This is a genomic window from Marinobacter sp. C1S70 (assembly GCF_000475355.1).
In the GTDB taxonomy this organism is placed as follows: Bacteria; Pseudomonadota; Gammaproteobacteria; order Pseudomonadales; family Oleiphilaceae; genus Marinobacter; species Marinobacter nauticus.
Genome location: NZ_AXBW01000022.1, coordinates 75,262 through 92,925, shown reverse-complemented (window position 1 = coordinate 92,925; position 17,664 = coordinate 75,262). Strand labels below are relative to the sequence as shown.

Genomic DNA, 17,664 nt, shown 5'->3' with positions numbered 1-17,664 from the left:
AGGCTGTTTTCACACAGCCTCACACAGGCGCCCTTCTCTTTTGACGAGCAAGACATCCAGGGTGTCAGATCTTCAGTTTGAACCCGATGGCCCTGAAGCTATCCTGAATCGACTTGCTGCTACCCTTCAACTGCACTTTCAGACTCGAGCATTCCCTGCGCACCGGGTAGTCCCTGCGTAGCCTGTCGAAGGCCTGCGCCCGCTCTTCAGGATTACCGCGCATGGTCAGCCGCAGGCGGGCATCGTCCCGGCGGGGATCGTAACAGGCGCGCAAAGCAACCTGAACGGCCTCATCCTCATCAGCACTGCTGGTAAAGGACACTTTACTGAGGGCCGGCTCCGGCAGAAACTGTCCGGCTTTCTTGCGCACAGGCAGCCCCAGGTAACGGCACAGGGCCTGGTAGATCATCTCCGTGCCCTGCATCTTGCCTTCCAGGCTGTAGCCGGCAATGTGAGGCGTCGCCAGCCACACCCGGTCTAGCAGATCCGGGTTGATTCTGGGCTCATGCTCCCAGACATCCAGCACCACCGTGGGCGCGTCTGCCTGCTGAAGCCGGGCAAGCAATGCCTCTCCGTCTATCACCTCGCCCCGGCCGGCGTTGATCAACAACTGATCCTGCCCAAGCGCCGCGAGCTCGCTGCCCGCGATCATCCGGTTGGTGGGATGGTCTCCAGTTCGCGTCAACGGCGTGTGCAAGGTTACAACGTCACACTCCAGAGCCTCGGCCAGCGGCACAAACTCCTCTGCGCGCTCTTCTTCAGCTTCCTGCCTGGGCGGATCACAGAGCTTTACCGTGAAATCCAGCCGCTCCAGCATTCGGGCCAACTCACCACCGACATTGCCCACCCCGACAATCCCTACCGTCAGGGATGACCAGTCTTCAATACCCCGCTTTTCTGCGTACAGGGACAATACCGAGAGCACATACTCAGCCACACTGACGGCATTGCAGCCTGGCGCAGCGGCGAAACCGATGCCTTGTTCCTGGAGCCAGGTCTGGTCTATGTGGTCCGTTCCAATCGTGGCCGTACCAACGAACCGCACCCGGGCACCATCCAGCAACTGCCGGTCTACCCGGGTTACCGAACGGACCAGAAGTATATCGGCATCCCTTACCTGGTCCGGAGCCAGCGTCCGGCCATTCACCCGGCGAATCTCTCCGATGTCGCCAAAAAAGGAATCCAGTAAGGGTATATTCTCGTCCGCAACGATCAGCATAACAGTGGTCTCACCAGTGACTCTCAATGACGACGTGGTCTGGGCCCGCGACCGCTGTTGCCCTGCGGCCGGCGACCACCCCGCTTGCGGGTAATCGGCGGGTTATCCATGGCGGCTGTCAGATTCTCATCAGGCACCGCCGTCTTCAGCTTCTGGCTGATGTATTTTTCAATCTCCGGCAGGGCAAACGCGTCCTCTTCACCAGCGAAGCTCACCGATACTCCGGTTTTACCGGCACGGCCAGTACGACCAATGCGGTGAACGTAATCTTCGGCATTGTCTGGCAAATTGTAGTTGAATACATGGGTCACGCCGTTTACGTGGATGCCACGGCCCGCCACATCGGTAGCAACCAGCACCTGGATCTGCCCCTTCTTGAACTGGTCAAGCGTTTTCAGCCGCTTGTTCTGGGCAATCTCGCCAGACATCAACGCCACTTTCACACCCTGGTTTTTAAGATCCTCTTCAAGATCACGGCACTGGTCACGACGGTTGGCAAAAACAATCGCTTTCTCTACTTCCGGCCGCTTCAGGTAATTCACCAGTACCGGCAGCTTTTCGTTATCGGACACCAGGAAAACGGTCTGTTCAACTCGTTCTGCAGTCTTCTGTTCCGGCTCGATTTCGACAAACTCGGCATTGCGGGTCCACATGGATGCCAGGTTGAGGACATCCTGGTTGAAGGTGGCACTGAACAGCAGGGTCTGGCGCTCATCCTTGGGGGTACACTTGCGGATGATGCGCTTGACGTCCGGGATAAAGCCCATATCGAGCATTCGATCCGCCTCATCCAGAATCAGGATGTCGAGCTGATCCAGAAAAACATCCTGTGAGCCCAGGAAATCGATCAATCGGCCCGGGGTAGCCACCAGGATGTCGACAATTTCGTTCTGCAACTGCTCCCGCTGCTTGTCGTAGTTCATCCCGCCAACCACAGTAACCACATTGTGGCCAGTGTAATGACACAGCTGTTCGGCGTCCTTGGCAATCTGCATGGCCAGTTCGCGGGTGGGCGCCAGCGCCAGAACACGAGGCTCGGAGGCAAAACGCTCTTTCTCGTCGATCGGAGTTTCCAGCAAAGACTGAATCGCGGTAATCAGAAAGGCTGCAGTCTTGCCGGTGCCCGTCTGAGCCTGGCCAATGAGGTCTTCACAGGCCAGGGTCCAGGGCAGCGTTTCTGCCTGAATGGGCGTGCAGTACTCGAAGCCAATTTTGGAAATGGCATCCAGCAGTCGCTTGTCCAGATTGAGGTCGCTGAAGCGTAAATCGCCGGTATGCTTTGGTTCTGATGTCATAGGGGTTCAGGTATCCTTGATTGATCGTATTCCTGCTCTGCAGTTAACAGACGGGTCTTCACTCGAGCCCAGGTTTCATCTATCCGGGCACCAGTGCTGTAAAACTGCAAGAGCGAATCGTAGAACTGCTGTGCACGGCGGGGTAATCCACAGGCAAGGTAATCGCTCGCCTGGTTGAGCACATTCAGGCGGAATGCATCTCCATCGGCAGCGCCTCCGCCGGCGAGGTTGTCGACACTGATGTGAAAGCGGAAGCCGGCCGCCAGGGAAAACAGACACTCTATGGCCTGAGGTTTCACCTCCACCTGCTCAAACGCTTGCTGCTGTTCAGGTGTTCGTCCATCCGGACAGTACCAGTATCCGTAATCGTACATTGTGCGCCGATGCTCACCGGCAATGCACCAGTGGGCAATCTCGTGCAGGGCACTGGCAAAAAAACCATGGGCAAAGACTACCCTGGCAAGACCCTCGGGCTCGCTCACAGGGAGATATTCCGGTTCTTCGCTGCCCCTGACCAGAATCGTCCGGTATGATTCCCGGAACAGGTCATTGAACAGCATGATAAGATCGTCTGGATTGTGATTCATCGGTTGGCTATTGTGCGACTTTAACGCGGCCAATACCAGTGGGAACTTTCGCCACAGCATGGTGTCCACTGGCTTCGAACCGACTTCATGCATACCAGAATCAGGAAATGACCGTATCCATGTCAGCAGTCCAGGCCTTCAGTGCTCCTACGCGAAATCAGTTCTACCATCTTTTGCTTGTGTTGGCAGTGGTTCTGTCGCTGGCGTCTCCCGGAGCCAAGGCTCTGGGGTCCGGCAATGGCAGCCTGTTTGGTAACAGCGAATTTCTGCCGGTAGATGAAGCACTGCCCTTTGATTACACCACTGATAACGGGGCTGTGGTGCTGGCCTGGAATATCACCCCCGGCCATTACCTCTATAAAAGCCGCATACAGATCAATGCCGTAACTGATGGTGTACAGGTTGGCGAACCCGGCTTTTCTTTGCCGGGCACGCTGACTGAAGACGAATTCTTTGGTGAGATCACCGTTTTTTTTGATCCGGTCCAGGCCAGGGTCCCCATCACCCTGCCCGACGGTGTCCGGGAAGCGGAGCTTCAGGTGACGTACCAGGGCTGTGCAGAGGCCGGGCTTTGTTATCCCCCGCAGACCCGGGACATCCTCTATTACCCTGGTGGCGACGCTGCCGAGACCGCTGCCAACAGAGTGACCTCCGATACCGGAAATGCGGCGCCCGCAGATACCTCCACCGCGACCGGCCTCGCCGGCTTTCTGTCCAGCCAGTCGATCTGGATGATCGCCGGCGTATTCTTTTTGCTCGGTCTGGGGTTGACCTTTACACCCTGCGTTCTGCCCATGGTGCCTATCATCTCCTCCATGGTCTCCGGGCGTAATACAAGAACCACCAGCCACGCATTATTGCTGTCGGGCAGCTATGTGCTGGGCATGGCATTGACCTACGCCGCGGCGGGGGTCATTACCGGCCTGCTGGGCGCCAGCTTCAATCTCCAGGCGCAGCTACAGTCGCCCTGGGTGCTGAGTGTTTTCGCTGGCCTGTTCGTGGTCTTTGCGCTGTCGATGTTCGACCTGTTCGAAATCCAGTTACCACGTTTTATTCGGGAACCCCTCAACGATGCCAGCCATCGCCTGACCGGTAGCCGTGTCGCCAGCATCTTCGGCATTGGTGCCCTTTCAGCACTTATTGTCTCGCCCTGCGTGTCTGCGCCACTGGCCGGCAGCTTGCTGTACATTTCCACCACTCAGGATGCCGTGATCGGCGGTGTGGCGCTGCTGGCACTTGGCCTGGGCATGGGAGTTCCCCTGATTCTGGTTGCCGTGGGCGGCCGGAAACTGCTGCCAAGCTCAGGGCACTGGATGACCACGGTGAAGCACTTCTACGGTGTCATGCTACTGGCCGTGGCTATCTGGCTGGTTGAGCGCCTGGTACCGGTGTGGCTCAGTCTGACCATGTGGGGGCTGCTGATTGCGATTACTGGCGTACAGCTGGGCGCATTTGATGCCGCCAAGGCTGGCTGGCAGCGCACTCGTAAGGGGCTGGGGCTGGTTATGTTTGCCTATGGCCTGGCCTTGCTGGCCGGTGCCGTCAGCGGCGCCAACGACCCGCTCAAGCCGCTGGCGCCGTTTGTGGCCTCCGCGGCGCCGGGACCAGTGGCGGGCGAGCTATCACATGCCAGCTTCCAGCGCATTGAAGATCCGAACCAGATCCGCACGTTGCTGGCCAATGCCAGTAACCGGGGGCAGCCCGTCATGCTGGACTTCTATGCGGACTGGTGTATTTCCTGCAAAGTCATGGAACGCAATGTGTTCAGCGATCCCCAGGTCATCCAGGCACTGTCACCCTACACCCTGCTGCAGATCGACATGACGGACAACACGCCCGCCCAGCAGGCCCTGCTGGATGAACTCGGCCTGTTTGGCCCCCCGGCAATACTGTTCTATCAGGCGAGCGGGTCAGAGCTCAGCAACGCCCGCGTACTGGGCGAGATGGATCGGGATCAGTTTCTGGAGCACGTGGCCAACGTTGGTCAGAAACTCTGAGTCAGGCGGCCTGACAGCGGCGGATCAGAAACAGGAATTCGCCGCCCGCTTCCTGCTGGCTGAGAAGTTCGTGCCCGAGAAACTGGCAGAACCTCGGGATATCCCGAGTGGTTGAAGGATCGGTGGCCACAACCCGCAGCACCTGCCCAACCTCAACATCGTGGATGCGATTGTGCAGCATCATGACCGGCTCGGGACAGAACAGTCCCCGTGCGTCCAGTTCTGCGTGATAATCATGATCCGACAAGCGTGACCTCCTACAAGTAGCGTGATTTTTCTGAATCCAGTGCTAAATTATTGTTTATAGCAGCGAAAATAAAGGGAGATTGTCATGATTCGGGTACTTATTGAACGCCATATTGCCGAAACTCTGGAGTCGGCCTACGAAGACCGGGCCAGAAAAGTGTTACAGCAGGCCGTCAGTGCCCCGGGTTTTATCTCCGGTGAGACCCTGGTCGACTGCCGCGACCCCAACCATCGCATGACACTGGCAAACTGGCGCTCAGAGGCAGACTGGGATCGCTGGTACCGCTCTCCTGAACGCCGGGAATTAATGGCGGAACTCACCCCCATGATGGACCGGGATGAAGCCATTACCGTGCTCCAGCACAGCGATATGCCGTGAGCCCGGTGATCAGTCCAGGCGCTCGATGAAGCAGGTTATTTCTTCCCGGTCATGGTAGAGGTGCCGGGCCCGGAGCCGGCAATTGAGCTCGGCCTCTGCCAGCCCCTGCAGCAGTATGTCCCGGCAGATCAGCCACTCCTCATAACGTTTCTTCATGGGTAGCTTGAGATTGAACACGGTGTAGCGACACAGCTTGCCGCCTACCCAGTCCAGCGCCAGGCGCGCTGTTTTTCGGGGCTTGTCGACGATATCGCAGACCATCCAGTCCACGGCCCGCTTCGGGCGCCAGGCGTAGCCATCAGCCCGGACATGCTCAACATGCCCTGTGGCCATCAACTCTGGATTCATGGGGCCATTATCGACCGCCGTCACCATCATGCCTTGCTGAACCAGTTGCCAGGTCCATCCGCCGGGAGCGGCGCCCAGATCCACCGCTTTCCGCCCCCCACCCAGATAGTCCAGGTAACGATCTTCAGGAATGAAGACTTTCCACGCCTCTTCGAGTTTGAGCGCAGACCGGCTGGGCGCTGAGGCAGGCAAACGCAAACGGGGTATGCCCTGCGGAAAAGGGGATCGATTATCGGCCAGGCTTAACCCGACAACAGCCGTTTCGAAATCCAGCAACAGCAACTCCAGACGGTCACCTTTGGCACTGGCCGAGTCCTGCGCCAGCATGTCCGCCTCCCTGAGTCCGCGGGACAGGGGTGCCACCCATTTTCGGGCAAAGTTACCCAGATCGCGGTCTTCATTGGTTTCCGTAAGCCGGGTTTCCAGTCGTGATGCCAGGCTGCCCTGCCAATCGGCGCCCCGGAGGAACTCGATAACGGCTCCAACCCGGTCCCTGGCCGGCAGCGGGCAATCGCCAATCACCAGAAACCAGTCCCGCACAAAGACCAGCTCGTCCAGCGGTATTCTCTGCATCAATTCAAAGGCAGATTCGGGCCCGCCAAGGGTAAACCGCACGAGCCCTGCGTTCCTGATCGGCTGAAAGTAACCGAACAGACCACAAGCGGCCGCCGAATCCATCAACTCCTGGCCCGCCTCGGTTTCAAACCCCGGGCGACACATCAGCATTATCTGTTGCATTCCATAACCTTGTTGGTGACCACTGTCAGGATTCTGACGCACTGACAGCGATAAAACTTGAACGTGTTTAACGGCAGCACTTGTTCACGCTGGCTACACTTTCTGCCTCCCAACGTACCGCCTGGTGGAAGATGCTCCGACTCTGGAACCTGCTTACGGCCTGTTTTCTGGCCACGGCTTGCCTGCTGTTCAGCGGCCAGCTTGCGGCTATGGAACCGTGTCCCGCTCTTGATGCCGCCAGCCCGGACGCCCGAAGTGCGATCAACCACCACATCTGTTTCTACTCGGCCCGCCCGGGTGAACCCGCCCATTCAGCAACCGCACCGGAGGACCTGCCGGCTGAACTGGCCTGGAAATCAGCCCGGGGCCATGATCTGGTATTCAGTCACACGGATTCCGTGTACTGGATTCAGCTCAATGTCCGCAACAGCAGCACAGAATCCGGTCTCTGGTACCCGAAGCTTCATTACCCACTGCTGGATGAGGTGACGTTCTGGCAAAAAAGCCGCTACCAAAGCGGCTACAGCCCTGAAGACGTCCGACCGCCACTGGCGACCGGCGACTTGTTCCCGTTCGCCACAAGAGGCATAGATTACCGTTATTACCTGCTCCCCGTCACACTGAATGCCGGGGAAAGCCGCGCCATCCTCATCCGGGTGCATAGCAGTGGCGCACTGAATGTGCCCCTGGGCCTGATGACACCGGGTGAGGTTGTTGCCGAAAGCAATCATCTCACTCTCGTGCACGGCCTGTTTTATGGCGCGATGCTGGTACTGGCGGCATTCAACCTTCTGCTGTTCTTCAGTTCCGGCACCCGTTACTACTTTTACAACGCCTTCTACATTGCCTCTCTGGGTATGTTCCTGTTCGCCATGGGCGGCTTTGCCAACCAGTACTTCTGGCCCAACAGTACGGCGCTGGCAAATCTCTCCATTCCACTGACGCTCGCGGTCTGTGCACTGGCAATGGCCCTTTTTGGCAGTTCCTTTCTGGAGGTCGGCCCGGGAACTCTTTCGGCCAAAGCGCTGAAATCACTGGCCACAATCGCCGCGGGCGCTGTGACAGTGACACTCATCATTCCCTATACAAAATCCATTCTGATCAACACCGCGTTGGCGCTTGTGGTAATTGTGGCTCTGCAGGTCATCGCCTACGTCCGCTGGCGACAGGGCTACAAACCCGCCTTCTGGTACCTGGCAGCCTGGATGGTGATGGTTATCGGCGCACTGATCTATGCCATGGCCGCGTTTGGCTATCTGGGCGATTACCCGGCCCGGGAAGTGATGATGCAGGCGGTCGTCGGCGGCCAGGTGATCCTTCTGAACTATGCCCTGGTGCAACGCTGGCGCCTGCTTAACCAGAAATTGCTGGATGTCGAACACCAGGCCCGGACGGAACTGGAACTAAAGGTTCATGAGCGCACGGCCCAGCTCCGCAACACCATGCGGGAACTGGAGCAGGCAAACCGGAAACTGGCCTCTATAAGCCTCAATGATGCGCTCACCGGCCTGTACAACCGGCGTCACATGGATAACCTTTTACCCGAACTCTGCAGGGAGGCCCGTCGAACCGGAAATCCATTATCCCTGGCCCTGATTGATGCAGATCACTTCAAGCGAATTAACGACACCTGGGGCCATGACTTTGGCGATCAGTGCCTGAAACAGATCGCGGGTATTCTGGATGAGCATGTCAAACGCCCCAGGGATGTGGCCATCCGGTTTGGCGGTGAGGAATTTGCCCTGCTGCTCCCGGGCACGGACCTGGACGGGGCACGCACGCTCTGTCTCGCCATACTCAAAGCCATGCGGAAAACCCCGCTTATCGCTCCGGGCAATGAGACTTTTCATCTGACACTCAGCGCCGGGATCGCCGAACTGGCTACGGGACAGGAGCCGTCCGACCTCTTCCGGAAAGCCGATGAAGCACTCTATCAGGCCAAAGGCGCAGGGCGGGATCAGATCGTACTCGCCAATCGTGTTTCAACGCCTGATCAAAGTACGGCATCTTCGGCAAACTGACGCGTCAGAAGAGCAGCCTGCGCAATCAGGTCAGCCTGTTGTTCTGGCTGCCGCGCCAGAGGCTGAAAATCGTGATTTCCGCCGTCCAGCCAGCACAGCCGGGTAAGGCCCGGAATCTGCCCCTGCGCCTTCAGCTCATCCGGTTTGCCGAATGGGTCCCGGGTACCCTGCACCACCAGTAGAGGAACCGCAACCTCACCCAGATGTTCAATCCGCCAACGATCCAGCTTCCCCGGCGGGTGAAACGGATAGCCGTAACAGGCAACGCCATCAACATCCCTGGACCTCCCGGCAGCCAGAAGCGTGGCCATCCGCCCTCCCATTGATTTCCCCCCCACCAGCAGCGGTACCTGACTTCCGAGCTCCTCTCTGGCCAGGGACACCTGATCTTCAAATGCCGCCAGCAAAGCCGGCTGCCGATCGGGCGGTCGTTTTCTGCCATCCTCCCGACGCTTCACCATATAGGGAAACTCGAACCGCACACTTTCGATGCCCTGCCCTGCGAGAGCCTCCGCTAACAACTCCATGAACAATGAATCCATGGGCGCGCCAGCACCGTGGGCCAGTATCATTACGGCTTTGGCATCTTTTCCGTAGCCTTTGGTCTTAATTCTTTTCACCAATTTTCCCTCTCTCGCTCCTGTCGCGGATCAAACCCGGTGACAGAATGGATCTGGCAAGCCATTAAAGCGTCAATAAAAACACATTGAATAGACTTGCAACTTACTGGCCAGCCTACTGATTCCGGCGGATTTGACGGATGTCATAACTTGATCTTGATCATTGCAAAGGAATAATCGTTTCTCCATACTTGCCCCCGCATAATTCCCCATCCTGAACCCATTGGTAAGGCTATGAGCACAGTAAATGCAAACCTGACATACAACTATAAGGTGGTGAGACAATTCGCCATCATGACAGTGGTATGGGGTATTGTAGGTATGGCTCTGGGTGTGCTGATTGCAGCACAGCTGGTTTGGCCATCCCTCAACCTCGACCTGCCCTTTACTCACTTCGGTCGCTTGCGGCCGCTGCATACCAACGCCGTAATCTTCGGCTTTGGCGGAAGTGCCCTTTTTGCAACGTCCTACTACGTCGTTCAGCGAACCTGCCAGGCTCGCCTGATGTCTGACGGGTTGGCGGCGTTCACCTTCTGGGGCTGGCAAGCGATCATCGTGGCTGCTGCCATCACCCTTCCGATGGGCCTGACAACGTCCAAGGAATACGCCGAGCTGGAATGGCCGATTGACATCGCGATTGCGGTTGTCTGGGTCAGCTACGCCCTGGTGTTCTTCGGAACCGTGATGAAGCGTAGCACTCCGCACATCTACGTTGCCAACTGGTTCTACGGCGCGTTCATCATTACCGTTGCTGTACTGCATATCGGTAACAACATGGCGCTGCCGGCCACCGCCTTCAAGTCGTACTCCGCCTATGCGGGTGTTACCGATGCGATGATGCAGTGGTGGTACGGTCACAACGCGGTGGGCTTCTTCCTGACTGCTGGCTTCCTGGGCATGATGTACTACTTCGTTCCCAAGCAGGCCAACCGTCCGGTTTACTCCTATCGCCTGTCTATCGTGCACTTCTGGGCACTGATCGCCACCTACGTATGGGCCGGTGGTCACCACCTGCATTACTCCGCTCTGCCTGACTGGGCACAGACCGCAGGCATGGTCATGTCCCTGATTCTGCTGGCGCCGTCCTGGGGCGGTATGATTAACGGCATGATGACCCTGTCCGGTGCCTGGCACAAACTGCGCACTGACCCTATCCTGCGTTTCCTGGTGGTTTCTCTGTCCTTCTACGGTATGTCTACCTTCGAAGGCCCGATGATGTCTATCAAGACCGTCAACGCTCTGTCCCACAACACTGACTGGACCATCGGCCACGTGCACTCCGGCGCCCTGGGCTGGGTTGCCATGATCAGTATCGGCGCGGTTTACCACCTGATTCCGAAACTGTGGGGCATCCAGGCAATGTACAGCACTGCCCTGATCAACGCTCACTTCTGGCTGGCTACCGTAGGCACCGTGCTTTACATCGCCGCCATGTGGGTGAATGGCATCATGCAAGGTCTGATGTGGCGTGCAGTGAACGAAGACGGCACCCTGACCTACAGCTTCGTAGAAGCGCTTGAAGCCTCCTACCCGGGCTACTTTGTACGCTTCATCGGTGGCGCGATCTTCCTGACCGGCATGCTGATCATGGCCTACAACGTGTACATGACCGTACGCCAGAAAGACGCCGTTGCAGAAGATAATGCTGCGGTTCAGGCGGCGTAAGGGAGAGAGACCAGATGAGACACGAAATAGTCGAAAAGAACCTTGGTCTGATGATCGTGCTGATCGTGCTGACCATCAGTGGTGGTTTCCTTGCGGAAGTAGTGCCCCTGTTCTTCCATAAAGAGGTGAACGAGCCGGTCGAAGGCCTGGAGCCTTTGTCCGCTCTGGAACTGGAAGGCCGGGACATTTACATCCGTGAGGGCTGCCACGTGTGCCATACCCAGCAGATCCGTCCGTTCCGGGCTGAGACTGAGCGTTATGGTCACTACTCCGTTGCGGGCGAGTTCGTTTATGACCGTCCGTTCCTGTGGGGTTCCAAGCGTACCGGGCCGGACCTGGCTCGTGTAGGTGGTCGCTACTCGGATGCCTGGCAGCGCCAGCACCTGTACGATCCACGCAGCGTGGTACCCGAATCCAACATGCCTGCCTTCCCGTGGCTGTTCGAGAATCGTGTTGATCACGGTTCCATTGAGTCCCGGATGAAGACGCTGCAAACGCTTGGCGTGCCATACAGCGACGAGCAGATTGCCAACGCAGCAAATGAGATCGAAGGCAAATTTGAAATCGAAGCGCTGGTCGCATACCTGCAGCAGCTGGGTACTGTGATTTCAGAGAAGCGGTGATCCCATGGATATTAATGAGTTACGCGGCATTCACACGCTGCTGGTAATGGCAGCGTTCTTCGGAATCGTCTGGTGGGCGTACAGCGCCCACCGCAAGAAGGCCAACGACGAGGCAGCACACCTCCCCTTCGATGACGACGAAGTCGAAAAGCGTACTCTCGAACAGGAAAAAACGGAGAAGAAACAATGAGTACCTTCTGGAGCATCTGGGTCAGTGTGATCGTGCTCGGTACCGTTTTCGGCTGCTGGTGGCTCCTCTGGGCCACCCGCAAGAGCCAGACAACCGATACTGAAACCGACCGGACAATGGGCCATTCCTTTGATGGCATTGAGGAATACGATAACCCTCTGCCGAAATGGTGGTTCTACCTGTTCGTAGCAACCTGCATCTTCGCCCTTGGCTACCTGGCTCTGTACCCGGGCCTGGGCAACTTCAAGGGTCTGCTGGGATGGACATCCACCAACCAGTGGGAAGCGGAAGTGGCAGCTGCCGAAGAGAAATATGGCGAAATCTATGCCCAGTTCGGCGACACTGCCATTCCTGAACTGGCGCAGAACGATGACGCCATGAAGATCGGCCAGCGCCTGTTTGCCAACAACTGTTCGGTCTGTCACGGCACCGCCGCTCGCGGCCAGGTGGGCTTCCCCAACCTGACCGACGACGACTGGCTGTGGGGTGGTCAACCAGACCAGATCCTGCACAGCATTGCCCAGGGTCGTAACGGCAATATGCCTGCAAAGGGCGTCATGCCGAATATGACCAATGAGCAGGTCGATCAGGTGGTTAACTACGTGCTGAGCTTCAGTGGACGCGAAGAAGATGCCGAGGCGGCCAAAGCTGGCGCCCAGGTGTTCGCACAGGCCTGCGTTGCCTGTCACGGTCCGGAAGGCAAAGGTATGGAAGCCATGGGTGCGCCCAACCTGACCGACAATGTCTGGCTCTACGGTTCCACCTATGAGTGGATCAAGGAGACCGTGATGAACGGTCGCCAGAACCAGATGCCTGCACAAGGCGGTCGCCTGACCGACGACCAGATTCAGATCCTGGCGGCATACGTTTACAGCCTGTCTAACTGAATCCGACCAGGCCAGGCTCGCCCTGGCCTGGTCTTCTCAACCCTGTATCTGCGCCCGCGGGTACAGGCTTGAGAAGATCAGCTGACCCTCCGAGGCCCGCTCCCAGCTTTACCACTCACCGGGAGGTACCCATGAGCAACGAGATTCCGGTCAAACAGGTTGACCCGAAAGGCGATTCCTCCAATAACAAGAAAAAGCCAGAAACCGTCGACCTGTACGCCAGTCGACAGAAAATCTACGTCAAGGAAGTCAAAGGCTTTTTCCAGCGAATCCGGAATGTCAGCTTGACTCTGCTGATGGGCATGTACTTTCTCTTCGTTTGGCTTACCCTGGACGGGCAGCCCCTGATCCACTTCGACTTGCCTGCACGAGAATTTCACCTGTACGGCGTGACCTTCTTCCCGAAAGATTTCTTCCTGCTATCGGGCATGCTGATCATTTCAGCGTTTGGACTCTTTTTCATCACCACTCTGTTCGGTCGGGTCTGGTGTGGCTATACCTGCCCCCAGACTGTCTGGACCTTTATTTTCATGTGGATCGAGGAAAAGGTTGAGGGCAGCCGCAACAAGCGGATGAAACTGGATAAATCTCCGAACTCCAGGGAGAAACTTGCCAAAAAATCGATCAAACACGCGCTCTGGCTGTTTGTTGCGCTGGCGACTGGCGTCACCTTCGTTGGCTATTTCTACCCTATCCGCGAACTGATCGTTGACCTCTTCACTTTACAGGCCAACGGCTGGGCCTATTTCTGGGTAGCCTTCTTTACCGTCGCCACCTATCTGAACGCCGGCTGGATGCGGGAGCAGGTGTGCCTGTATATGTGCCCGTACGCCCGATTCCAATCCGTGATGTTTGACCCCAACACCCGGGTTGTTTCCTACGACCCCAACCGGGGCGAGCCACGCGGCAGCCGCAAGAAAGGCGTCGAACCCGCCGAAGTTGGCCTGGGTGACTGTATTGATTGCGGCCAGTGTGTTCAGGTCTGCCCCACCGGCATCGATATCCGTGACGGCCTCCAGTACGAGTGTATCGGCTGCGCCCTGTGTATCGACGCCTGCGATGAAGTTATGGAGAAAATGAACTATCCCAAGGGACTGATTCGCTACACCACTGAGAACGAACTGGAGGGTAAAACTTCCAAACTGCTACGGCCGCGTACCTTTGGCTACGGCGCCGTGCTCATACTGATGATCAGCGCGGTGATCTTTACCATTGCCACCCGGGTTCCGGCCAAGATGGATGTACTGCGGGATCGCGGCGCCCTGTTCAGTTTTAACGGCGAAGGGCGGGTGGAAAACTCGTATACCGTCAAGATCCAGAACATGTCAGAAGTACCGCAAACCTTCAGCCTGTCTGTGGACGGCCTTGAAGACATGCGTATTCTGACAGACACCACGGTAACGGTGAGCAGTGGCGAGAATCTCTCATTGCCCACGGTTGTTGATGTGCCACCGGAAGCGCTGGTGGATACCAATAACGACATTCGTTTCTACGCCGAGTCCCAACCGGATTCATTGATTAAACTTGAAACTGAAAGCCGGTTTGTTGGTCCAAGGCCCCGCTAACAAGAGGGCCCGACAACCGGCTCTGAAGCCATAAACCGAGACAAGACCGTAATGACTGATAACGCAACACCTGCCCCCTGGTATCGCCAGCCGTGGTTCTGGTTCCTGACCATTTTCCCGCTGGCGTCGATCATGTGGGGAATCACTGCTCTGACAGTATCGTCCAGCATGGACAACTCGCTGGTAACCGACGACTACTCCAAACAGGGCCGTGGCATCAATATGTCCATTGCCCGGGATGAAAAGGCGGCCGATCTGAAGATGGCGGGTACGCTGAGCCTGAATGGTCGTTCTGCAACACTGGATCTGAGCACCGTGAATGGTGCCGCCGATTACCCGTATCTGGTGTTCAACCTGTATCACCCGACATTGTCTGGTCAGGATAAAACCATCCAGTTTACCCAGGTTGCTCCTGGTCAATACCGGGGCCAGCTCCTTGAGGATGTCAGTGGTCGCTGGTACTACGACCTTCAGGGGCCAGACAACGACTGGCGGGTAAAGGGTGAGGTAAGGCTTCCTTCCTCCACCCCTATACGCATTAACGCAGAAGGCGACGCCCAAGGGTGACCACCCTGAACTGCTTCCATTGCGGAGAACCAGCGGATGGCGAACCCCCGATCACCCTGGAACTGCAGGGACAGCAAAGGCATTTTTGTTGCCAGGGTTGCAAGGCTGTGTGTCAGACCATCCACCAGGAGGGTCTGACCGGTTTCTATGAGTTTCGCACCGAACCCGCCGTTACGCCAAGAGAGCTGACCCGGTCAGAACTCGATCGTATCCGGGAACTGGATCACCCCCTGGTTCAGCAAGCCTTTGTGGCACCAGTCAAGGCTGGCCAGGAGGCACAGCTGCTGATCGGCGGTATTACCTGCGCCGCCTGCATCTGGCTGCTTGAGAATCACATGAAGCAGCAGCCAGGCGTGCAGAGCTTTACCGTAAACCACACCACACAGCGGGCTCGCCTGGTCTGGGCATCGGACAAGGCACGTCTCAGCGACCTTCTGATAGCCATCCACGAACTTGGCTACACCGCCCGCCCCTATCAGGCAGACGAAGCCGAACAGGCGCTCAAGGCAGAGCACCGCTCGATGCTCATTCGTCTGGCGGTGGCCGGGATCGGTTCCTTCCAGAGCATGATGCTGGCCTTTCCCCTGTACTTTGAGCTGGTCAGTGATCTGTCCACAGATTTTGTGGATTTTTTCCGCTGGTTCAGTCTGCTGGTTGCCACGCCGGTGGTGTTCTACAGTGCTCGCCCATTCTTTACCAATGCCCGCCGGGACCTGCTCTCCCGTCATCTGACCATGGACGTACCGGTGGCCATCGCCATCGGGCTTGCCTATGGCGCAAGCGCCTGGATCACGTTGATCGGCGGCGAGGAAGTGTATTTTGAATCCGTATGTATGTTCACCTTCTTCCTGCTGCTGGGCAGATACATTGAAGTTCAGGCTCGCTATCGCGCCGGGCTGAGCGGTAATGCCCTTGCGGGCTTCCAGCCTTCTGTCGCGGCGCGGGTCCTGAACGGTGAGGCAGAAATCATCGCCATTCACCAGGTACAACCGGGTGATGTGATCCGGGTTCGACCAGGGGAAACGCTACCTGTGGATGGCGAAATCGTCTCGGGGGAGTCTACCCTGAACGAAGCCGCTCTCACCGGTGAATACCTTCCAGAAACCCGCAAGCCGGGCGACACGGTTCATGCCGGCAGCGTAAATGGGGAAAATCCGCTCGACATCCGCGTCACCCATGCCGGGGCCCAGACCCGGCTGTCCGGCATCTTGCGAGTTCTGGATCGCGTACAGTCCGAAAAGCCGCCGGTGGCCCGAATGGCCGATCGCATTGCGGGCAAGTTCGTTGGCCGCGTGCTGATACTGGCACCAGTGGTCTGGGCAGGCTGGTGGCTAGCCGGCGCCGACAACGCCTTCGATATCACGCTTTCCGTACTGGTGGTTACCTGCCCCTGCGCCCTGTCGCTGGCTACGCCAACGGCGATCACATCTGCCACGGTGCGCCTGAGAAAGCTTGGTTTCCTGCCTACTCGCGGTCACACCCTGGAATCCATGAACACCATCGATACCGTGGTGTTTGATAAAACCGGGACTCTGACCCGGGGAGAACTCAGCCTGACCGATCAATCGGTGTTCGGCAGTCTGGATCAGGACACCTGCATCCGGATCGCCGCAGGGCTGGAAAAGCATTCAGAACATCCGATTGCCAGGGTATTCCACGAGCAGCCCTCGCTAACCGTCAGCCAGGTGAGTAACCACCTGGGCGGTGGCTTGTCCGGGCTTTACCATGGCCGGGCGGTCTACATCGGGCACAAAGCCTTTGTCGCCGAGCACACGTCGGCAATTGCGCCAGAAGGTGAAGACGCCCAAGGCATGGAAATCTGGCTCGCGACAGACAAGGAATGGCTGGCACGCTTCCGGCTGGATGACAAGATACGGGAAGACGCGTCACAAGCCTTGCAGGCGTTACGGAAATCCGGAATCGAGACCTTGCTGCTTAGTGGGGATCGCTCCGGCCACGTGCAGCAGGTGGCTCATGCACTGGGCATTGACCGAGCCATTGGTGAAGCCTCACCGGAGCAGAAACTGGAAGTACTGGAACAGCTTCGCGCGGACGGGCACCGGGTGATGATGGTGGGTGACGGACTGAATGACCTGCCCTCCATGGCCGGAGCCGGTATTTCAGTGGCTATGGGTACAGCGGCAGACCTGACTCAACTGAAAGCCGACGCGGTGCTACTTAACGGCCAGTTGAATTCCCTGGTCGCCGCGATTGAAACCAGCAAGCAAACCCGGAAAATCATCCGCCAGAATATGATCTGGGCGTTCGGCTACAATGTCTGCGCCCTGCCCCTGGCCGCAGCCGGCCTGGTGCCCCCCTGGCTTGCTGCCATCGGCATGTCCCTGAGCTCACTGATCGTTGTGCTGAACGCCTTACGACTCAGCCGGTCCAACAAGGGCACACCGCCCCCGGAGGCCACCCTTGGCGCACCAGAAGCAGCCTGATACCTTGGGCCATACACTTATGAACAGGAGGTTATCGTGCAGATTGTCATGATACTGGTTCCGCTTATGCTCATCCTGGTGGCGCTGGGCGTCCTTCTGTTTTCCTGGGCCGTCAAGAACGGGCAGTACGATGACATGGACGGCCCCGCTCATCGCATTCTCTACGACGATGACAAGGATATGATTCCCAGAGAAGCCCGCCGTAACGAGTCGAAACCTGACGACCAGAAAGACGACGCGGAGCAAACCGATACCGATACCGACAAGGGCTGA

17 protein-coding genes are annotated in these 17,664 nt (G+C 57.6%); 11 read left to right on the top strand and 6 right to left on the bottom strand.

Features of this window, described 5'->3' with window-relative positions; translation table 11 throughout:
• Positions 1 to 64 precede the first annotated feature (64 nt).
• From pdxB to Q669_RS07485, 3 genes are read right to left on the bottom strand one after another with little or no spacing between them, the layout of a single operon-like run.
• Positions 65 to 1,219, bottom strand: coding sequence for a 4-phosphoerythronate dehydrogenase PdxB (gene pdxB, locus Q669_RS07495; RefSeq protein ID WP_022991801.1), 1,155 nt, complete (start codon positions 1,217 to 1,219; stop codon positions 65 to 67).
• Positions 1,220 to 1,242: 23 nt separating this feature from the next.
• Entirely contained in the window at positions 1,243 to 2,514 is a 1,272-nt protein-coding gene (locus Q669_RS07490; RefSeq protein ID WP_014421207.1) for a DEAD/DEAH box helicase, read from the bottom strand.
• Positions 2,511 to 3,074, bottom strand: coding sequence for an elongation factor P hydroxylase (locus tag Q669_RS07485; protein WP_227499482.1), 564 nt, complete (start codon positions 3,072 to 3,074; stop codon positions 2,511 to 2,513). The genes Q669_RS07490 and Q669_RS07485 overlap by 4 nt, the downstream gene beginning before the upstream one ends.
• A gap of 146 nt (positions 3,075 to 3,220) precedes the next feature.
• On the opposite strand from Q669_RS07485, the gene dsbD reads away from it, so the two are divergent.
• The gene (gene dsbD / locus Q669_RS07480; protein ID WP_022991800.1) at positions 3,221 to 5,098 is read left to right on the top strand and encodes a protein-disulfide reductase DsbD; all 1,878 of its coding nucleotides are present in this window, start codon (positions 3,221 to 3,223) and stop codon (positions 5,096 to 5,098) included.
• Position 5,099: 1 nt separating this feature from the next.
• Here dsbD and tusA read toward each other — a convergent pair whose 3' ends face one another.
• Positions 5,100 to 5,345 (bottom strand): sulfurtransferase TusA, encoded by a 246-nt coding sequence (gene tusA / locus Q669_RS07475; protein WP_011785259.1) that lies wholly within the window; start codon positions 5,343 to 5,345, stop codon positions 5,100 to 5,102.
• Positions 5,346 to 5,429: 84 nt separating this feature from the next.
• On the opposite strand from tusA, the gene Q669_RS07470 reads away from it, so the two are divergent.
• Positions 5,430 to 5,723 carry an antibiotic biosynthesis monooxygenase family protein gene (locus Q669_RS07470; RefSeq protein ID WP_011785260.1) on the top strand — a complete coding sequence of 98 codons (294 nt, stop codon included), beginning with the start codon at positions 5,430 to 5,432 and terminating at the stop codon, positions 5,721 to 5,723.
• Positions 5,724 to 5,732: 9 nt separating this feature from the next.
• On the opposite strand, the gene rlmM is transcribed toward Q669_RS07470, so the two are convergent.
• A complete protein-coding gene (gene rlmM / locus Q669_RS07465; RefSeq protein WP_011785261.1) occupies positions 5,733 to 6,809 on the bottom strand; it encodes a 23S rRNA (cytidine(2498)-2'-O)-methyltransferase RlmM in 1,077 nt (358 codons plus the stop codon).
• 131 nt (positions 6,810 to 6,940) lie between these two features.
• On the opposite strand from rlmM, the gene Q669_RS07460 reads away from it, so the two are divergent.
• Entirely contained in the window at positions 6,941 to 8,830 is a 1,890-nt protein-coding gene (locus tag Q669_RS07460; protein WP_011785262.1) for a diguanylate cyclase, read from the top strand.
• Here the strand turns inward: Q669_RS07460 and Q669_RS07455 are convergent.
• A complete protein-coding gene (locus Q669_RS07455; protein ID WP_011785263.1) occupies positions 8,803 to 9,450 on the bottom strand; it encodes an alpha/beta family hydrolase in 648 nt (215 codons plus the stop codon). The genes Q669_RS07460 and Q669_RS07455 overlap by 28 nt on opposite strands.
• Before the next feature lie 234 nt (positions 9,451 to 9,684).
• Between Q669_RS07455 and ccoN the strand changes: the two genes are divergently transcribed.
• From ccoN to ccoS, 8 genes are all read left to right on the top strand, one after another.
• On the top strand, positions 9,685 to 11,115 hold the full coding sequence (ccoN, locus tag Q669_RS07450; RefSeq protein WP_011785264.1) for a cytochrome-c oxidase, cbb3-type subunit I: 1,431 nt from the start codon (positions 9,685 to 9,687) through the stop codon (positions 11,113 to 11,115).
• A 14-nt stretch (positions 11,116 to 11,129) separates the two neighbouring features.
• Positions 11,130 to 11,738, top strand: coding sequence for a cytochrome-c oxidase, cbb3-type subunit II (ccoO, locus tag Q669_RS07445; protein ID WP_011785265.1), 609 nt, complete (start codon positions 11,130 to 11,132; stop codon positions 11,736 to 11,738).
• Between the two features lie 4 nt (positions 11,739 to 11,742).
• The gene (locus Q669_RS07440; protein WP_011785266.1) at positions 11,743 to 11,928 is read left to right on the top strand and encodes a CcoQ/FixQ family Cbb3-type cytochrome c oxidase assembly chaperone; all 186 of its coding nucleotides are present in this window, start codon (positions 11,743 to 11,745) and stop codon (positions 11,926 to 11,928) included.
• Positions 11,925 to 12,815, top strand: a complete 891-nt coding sequence (ccoP, locus tag Q669_RS07435) for a cytochrome-c oxidase, cbb3-type subunit III (protein WP_011785267.1) — start codon at positions 11,925 to 11,927, stop codon at positions 12,813 to 12,815. The genes Q669_RS07440 and ccoP overlap by 4 nt, the downstream gene beginning before the upstream one ends.
• A 131-nt stretch (positions 12,816 to 12,946) precedes the next feature.
• Positions 12,947 to 14,380, top strand: a complete 1,434-nt coding sequence (gene ccoG, locus Q669_RS07430) for a cytochrome c oxidase accessory protein CcoG (RefSeq protein ID WP_011785268.1) — start codon at positions 12,947 to 12,949, stop codon at positions 14,378 to 14,380.
• A 51-nt stretch (positions 14,381 to 14,431) separates the two neighbouring features.
• Positions 14,432 to 14,947 carry a FixH family protein gene (locus tag Q669_RS07425; protein WP_014421197.1) on the top strand — a complete coding sequence of 172 codons (516 nt, stop codon included), beginning with the start codon at positions 14,432 to 14,434 and terminating at the stop codon, positions 14,945 to 14,947.
• Positions 14,944 to 17,391, top strand: coding sequence for a heavy metal translocating P-type ATPase (locus tag Q669_RS07420; protein ID WP_011785270.1), 2,448 nt, complete (start codon positions 14,944 to 14,946; stop codon positions 17,389 to 17,391). Before Q669_RS07425 ends, Q669_RS07420 begins: the two co-directional genes overlap by 4 nt.
• A 36-nt stretch (positions 17,392 to 17,427) precedes the next feature.
• Positions 17,428 to 17,664 (top strand): cbb3-type cytochrome oxidase assembly protein CcoS, encoded by a 237-nt coding sequence (gene ccoS, locus Q669_RS07415; RefSeq protein WP_014421195.1) that lies wholly within the window; start codon positions 17,428 to 17,430, stop codon positions 17,662 to 17,664.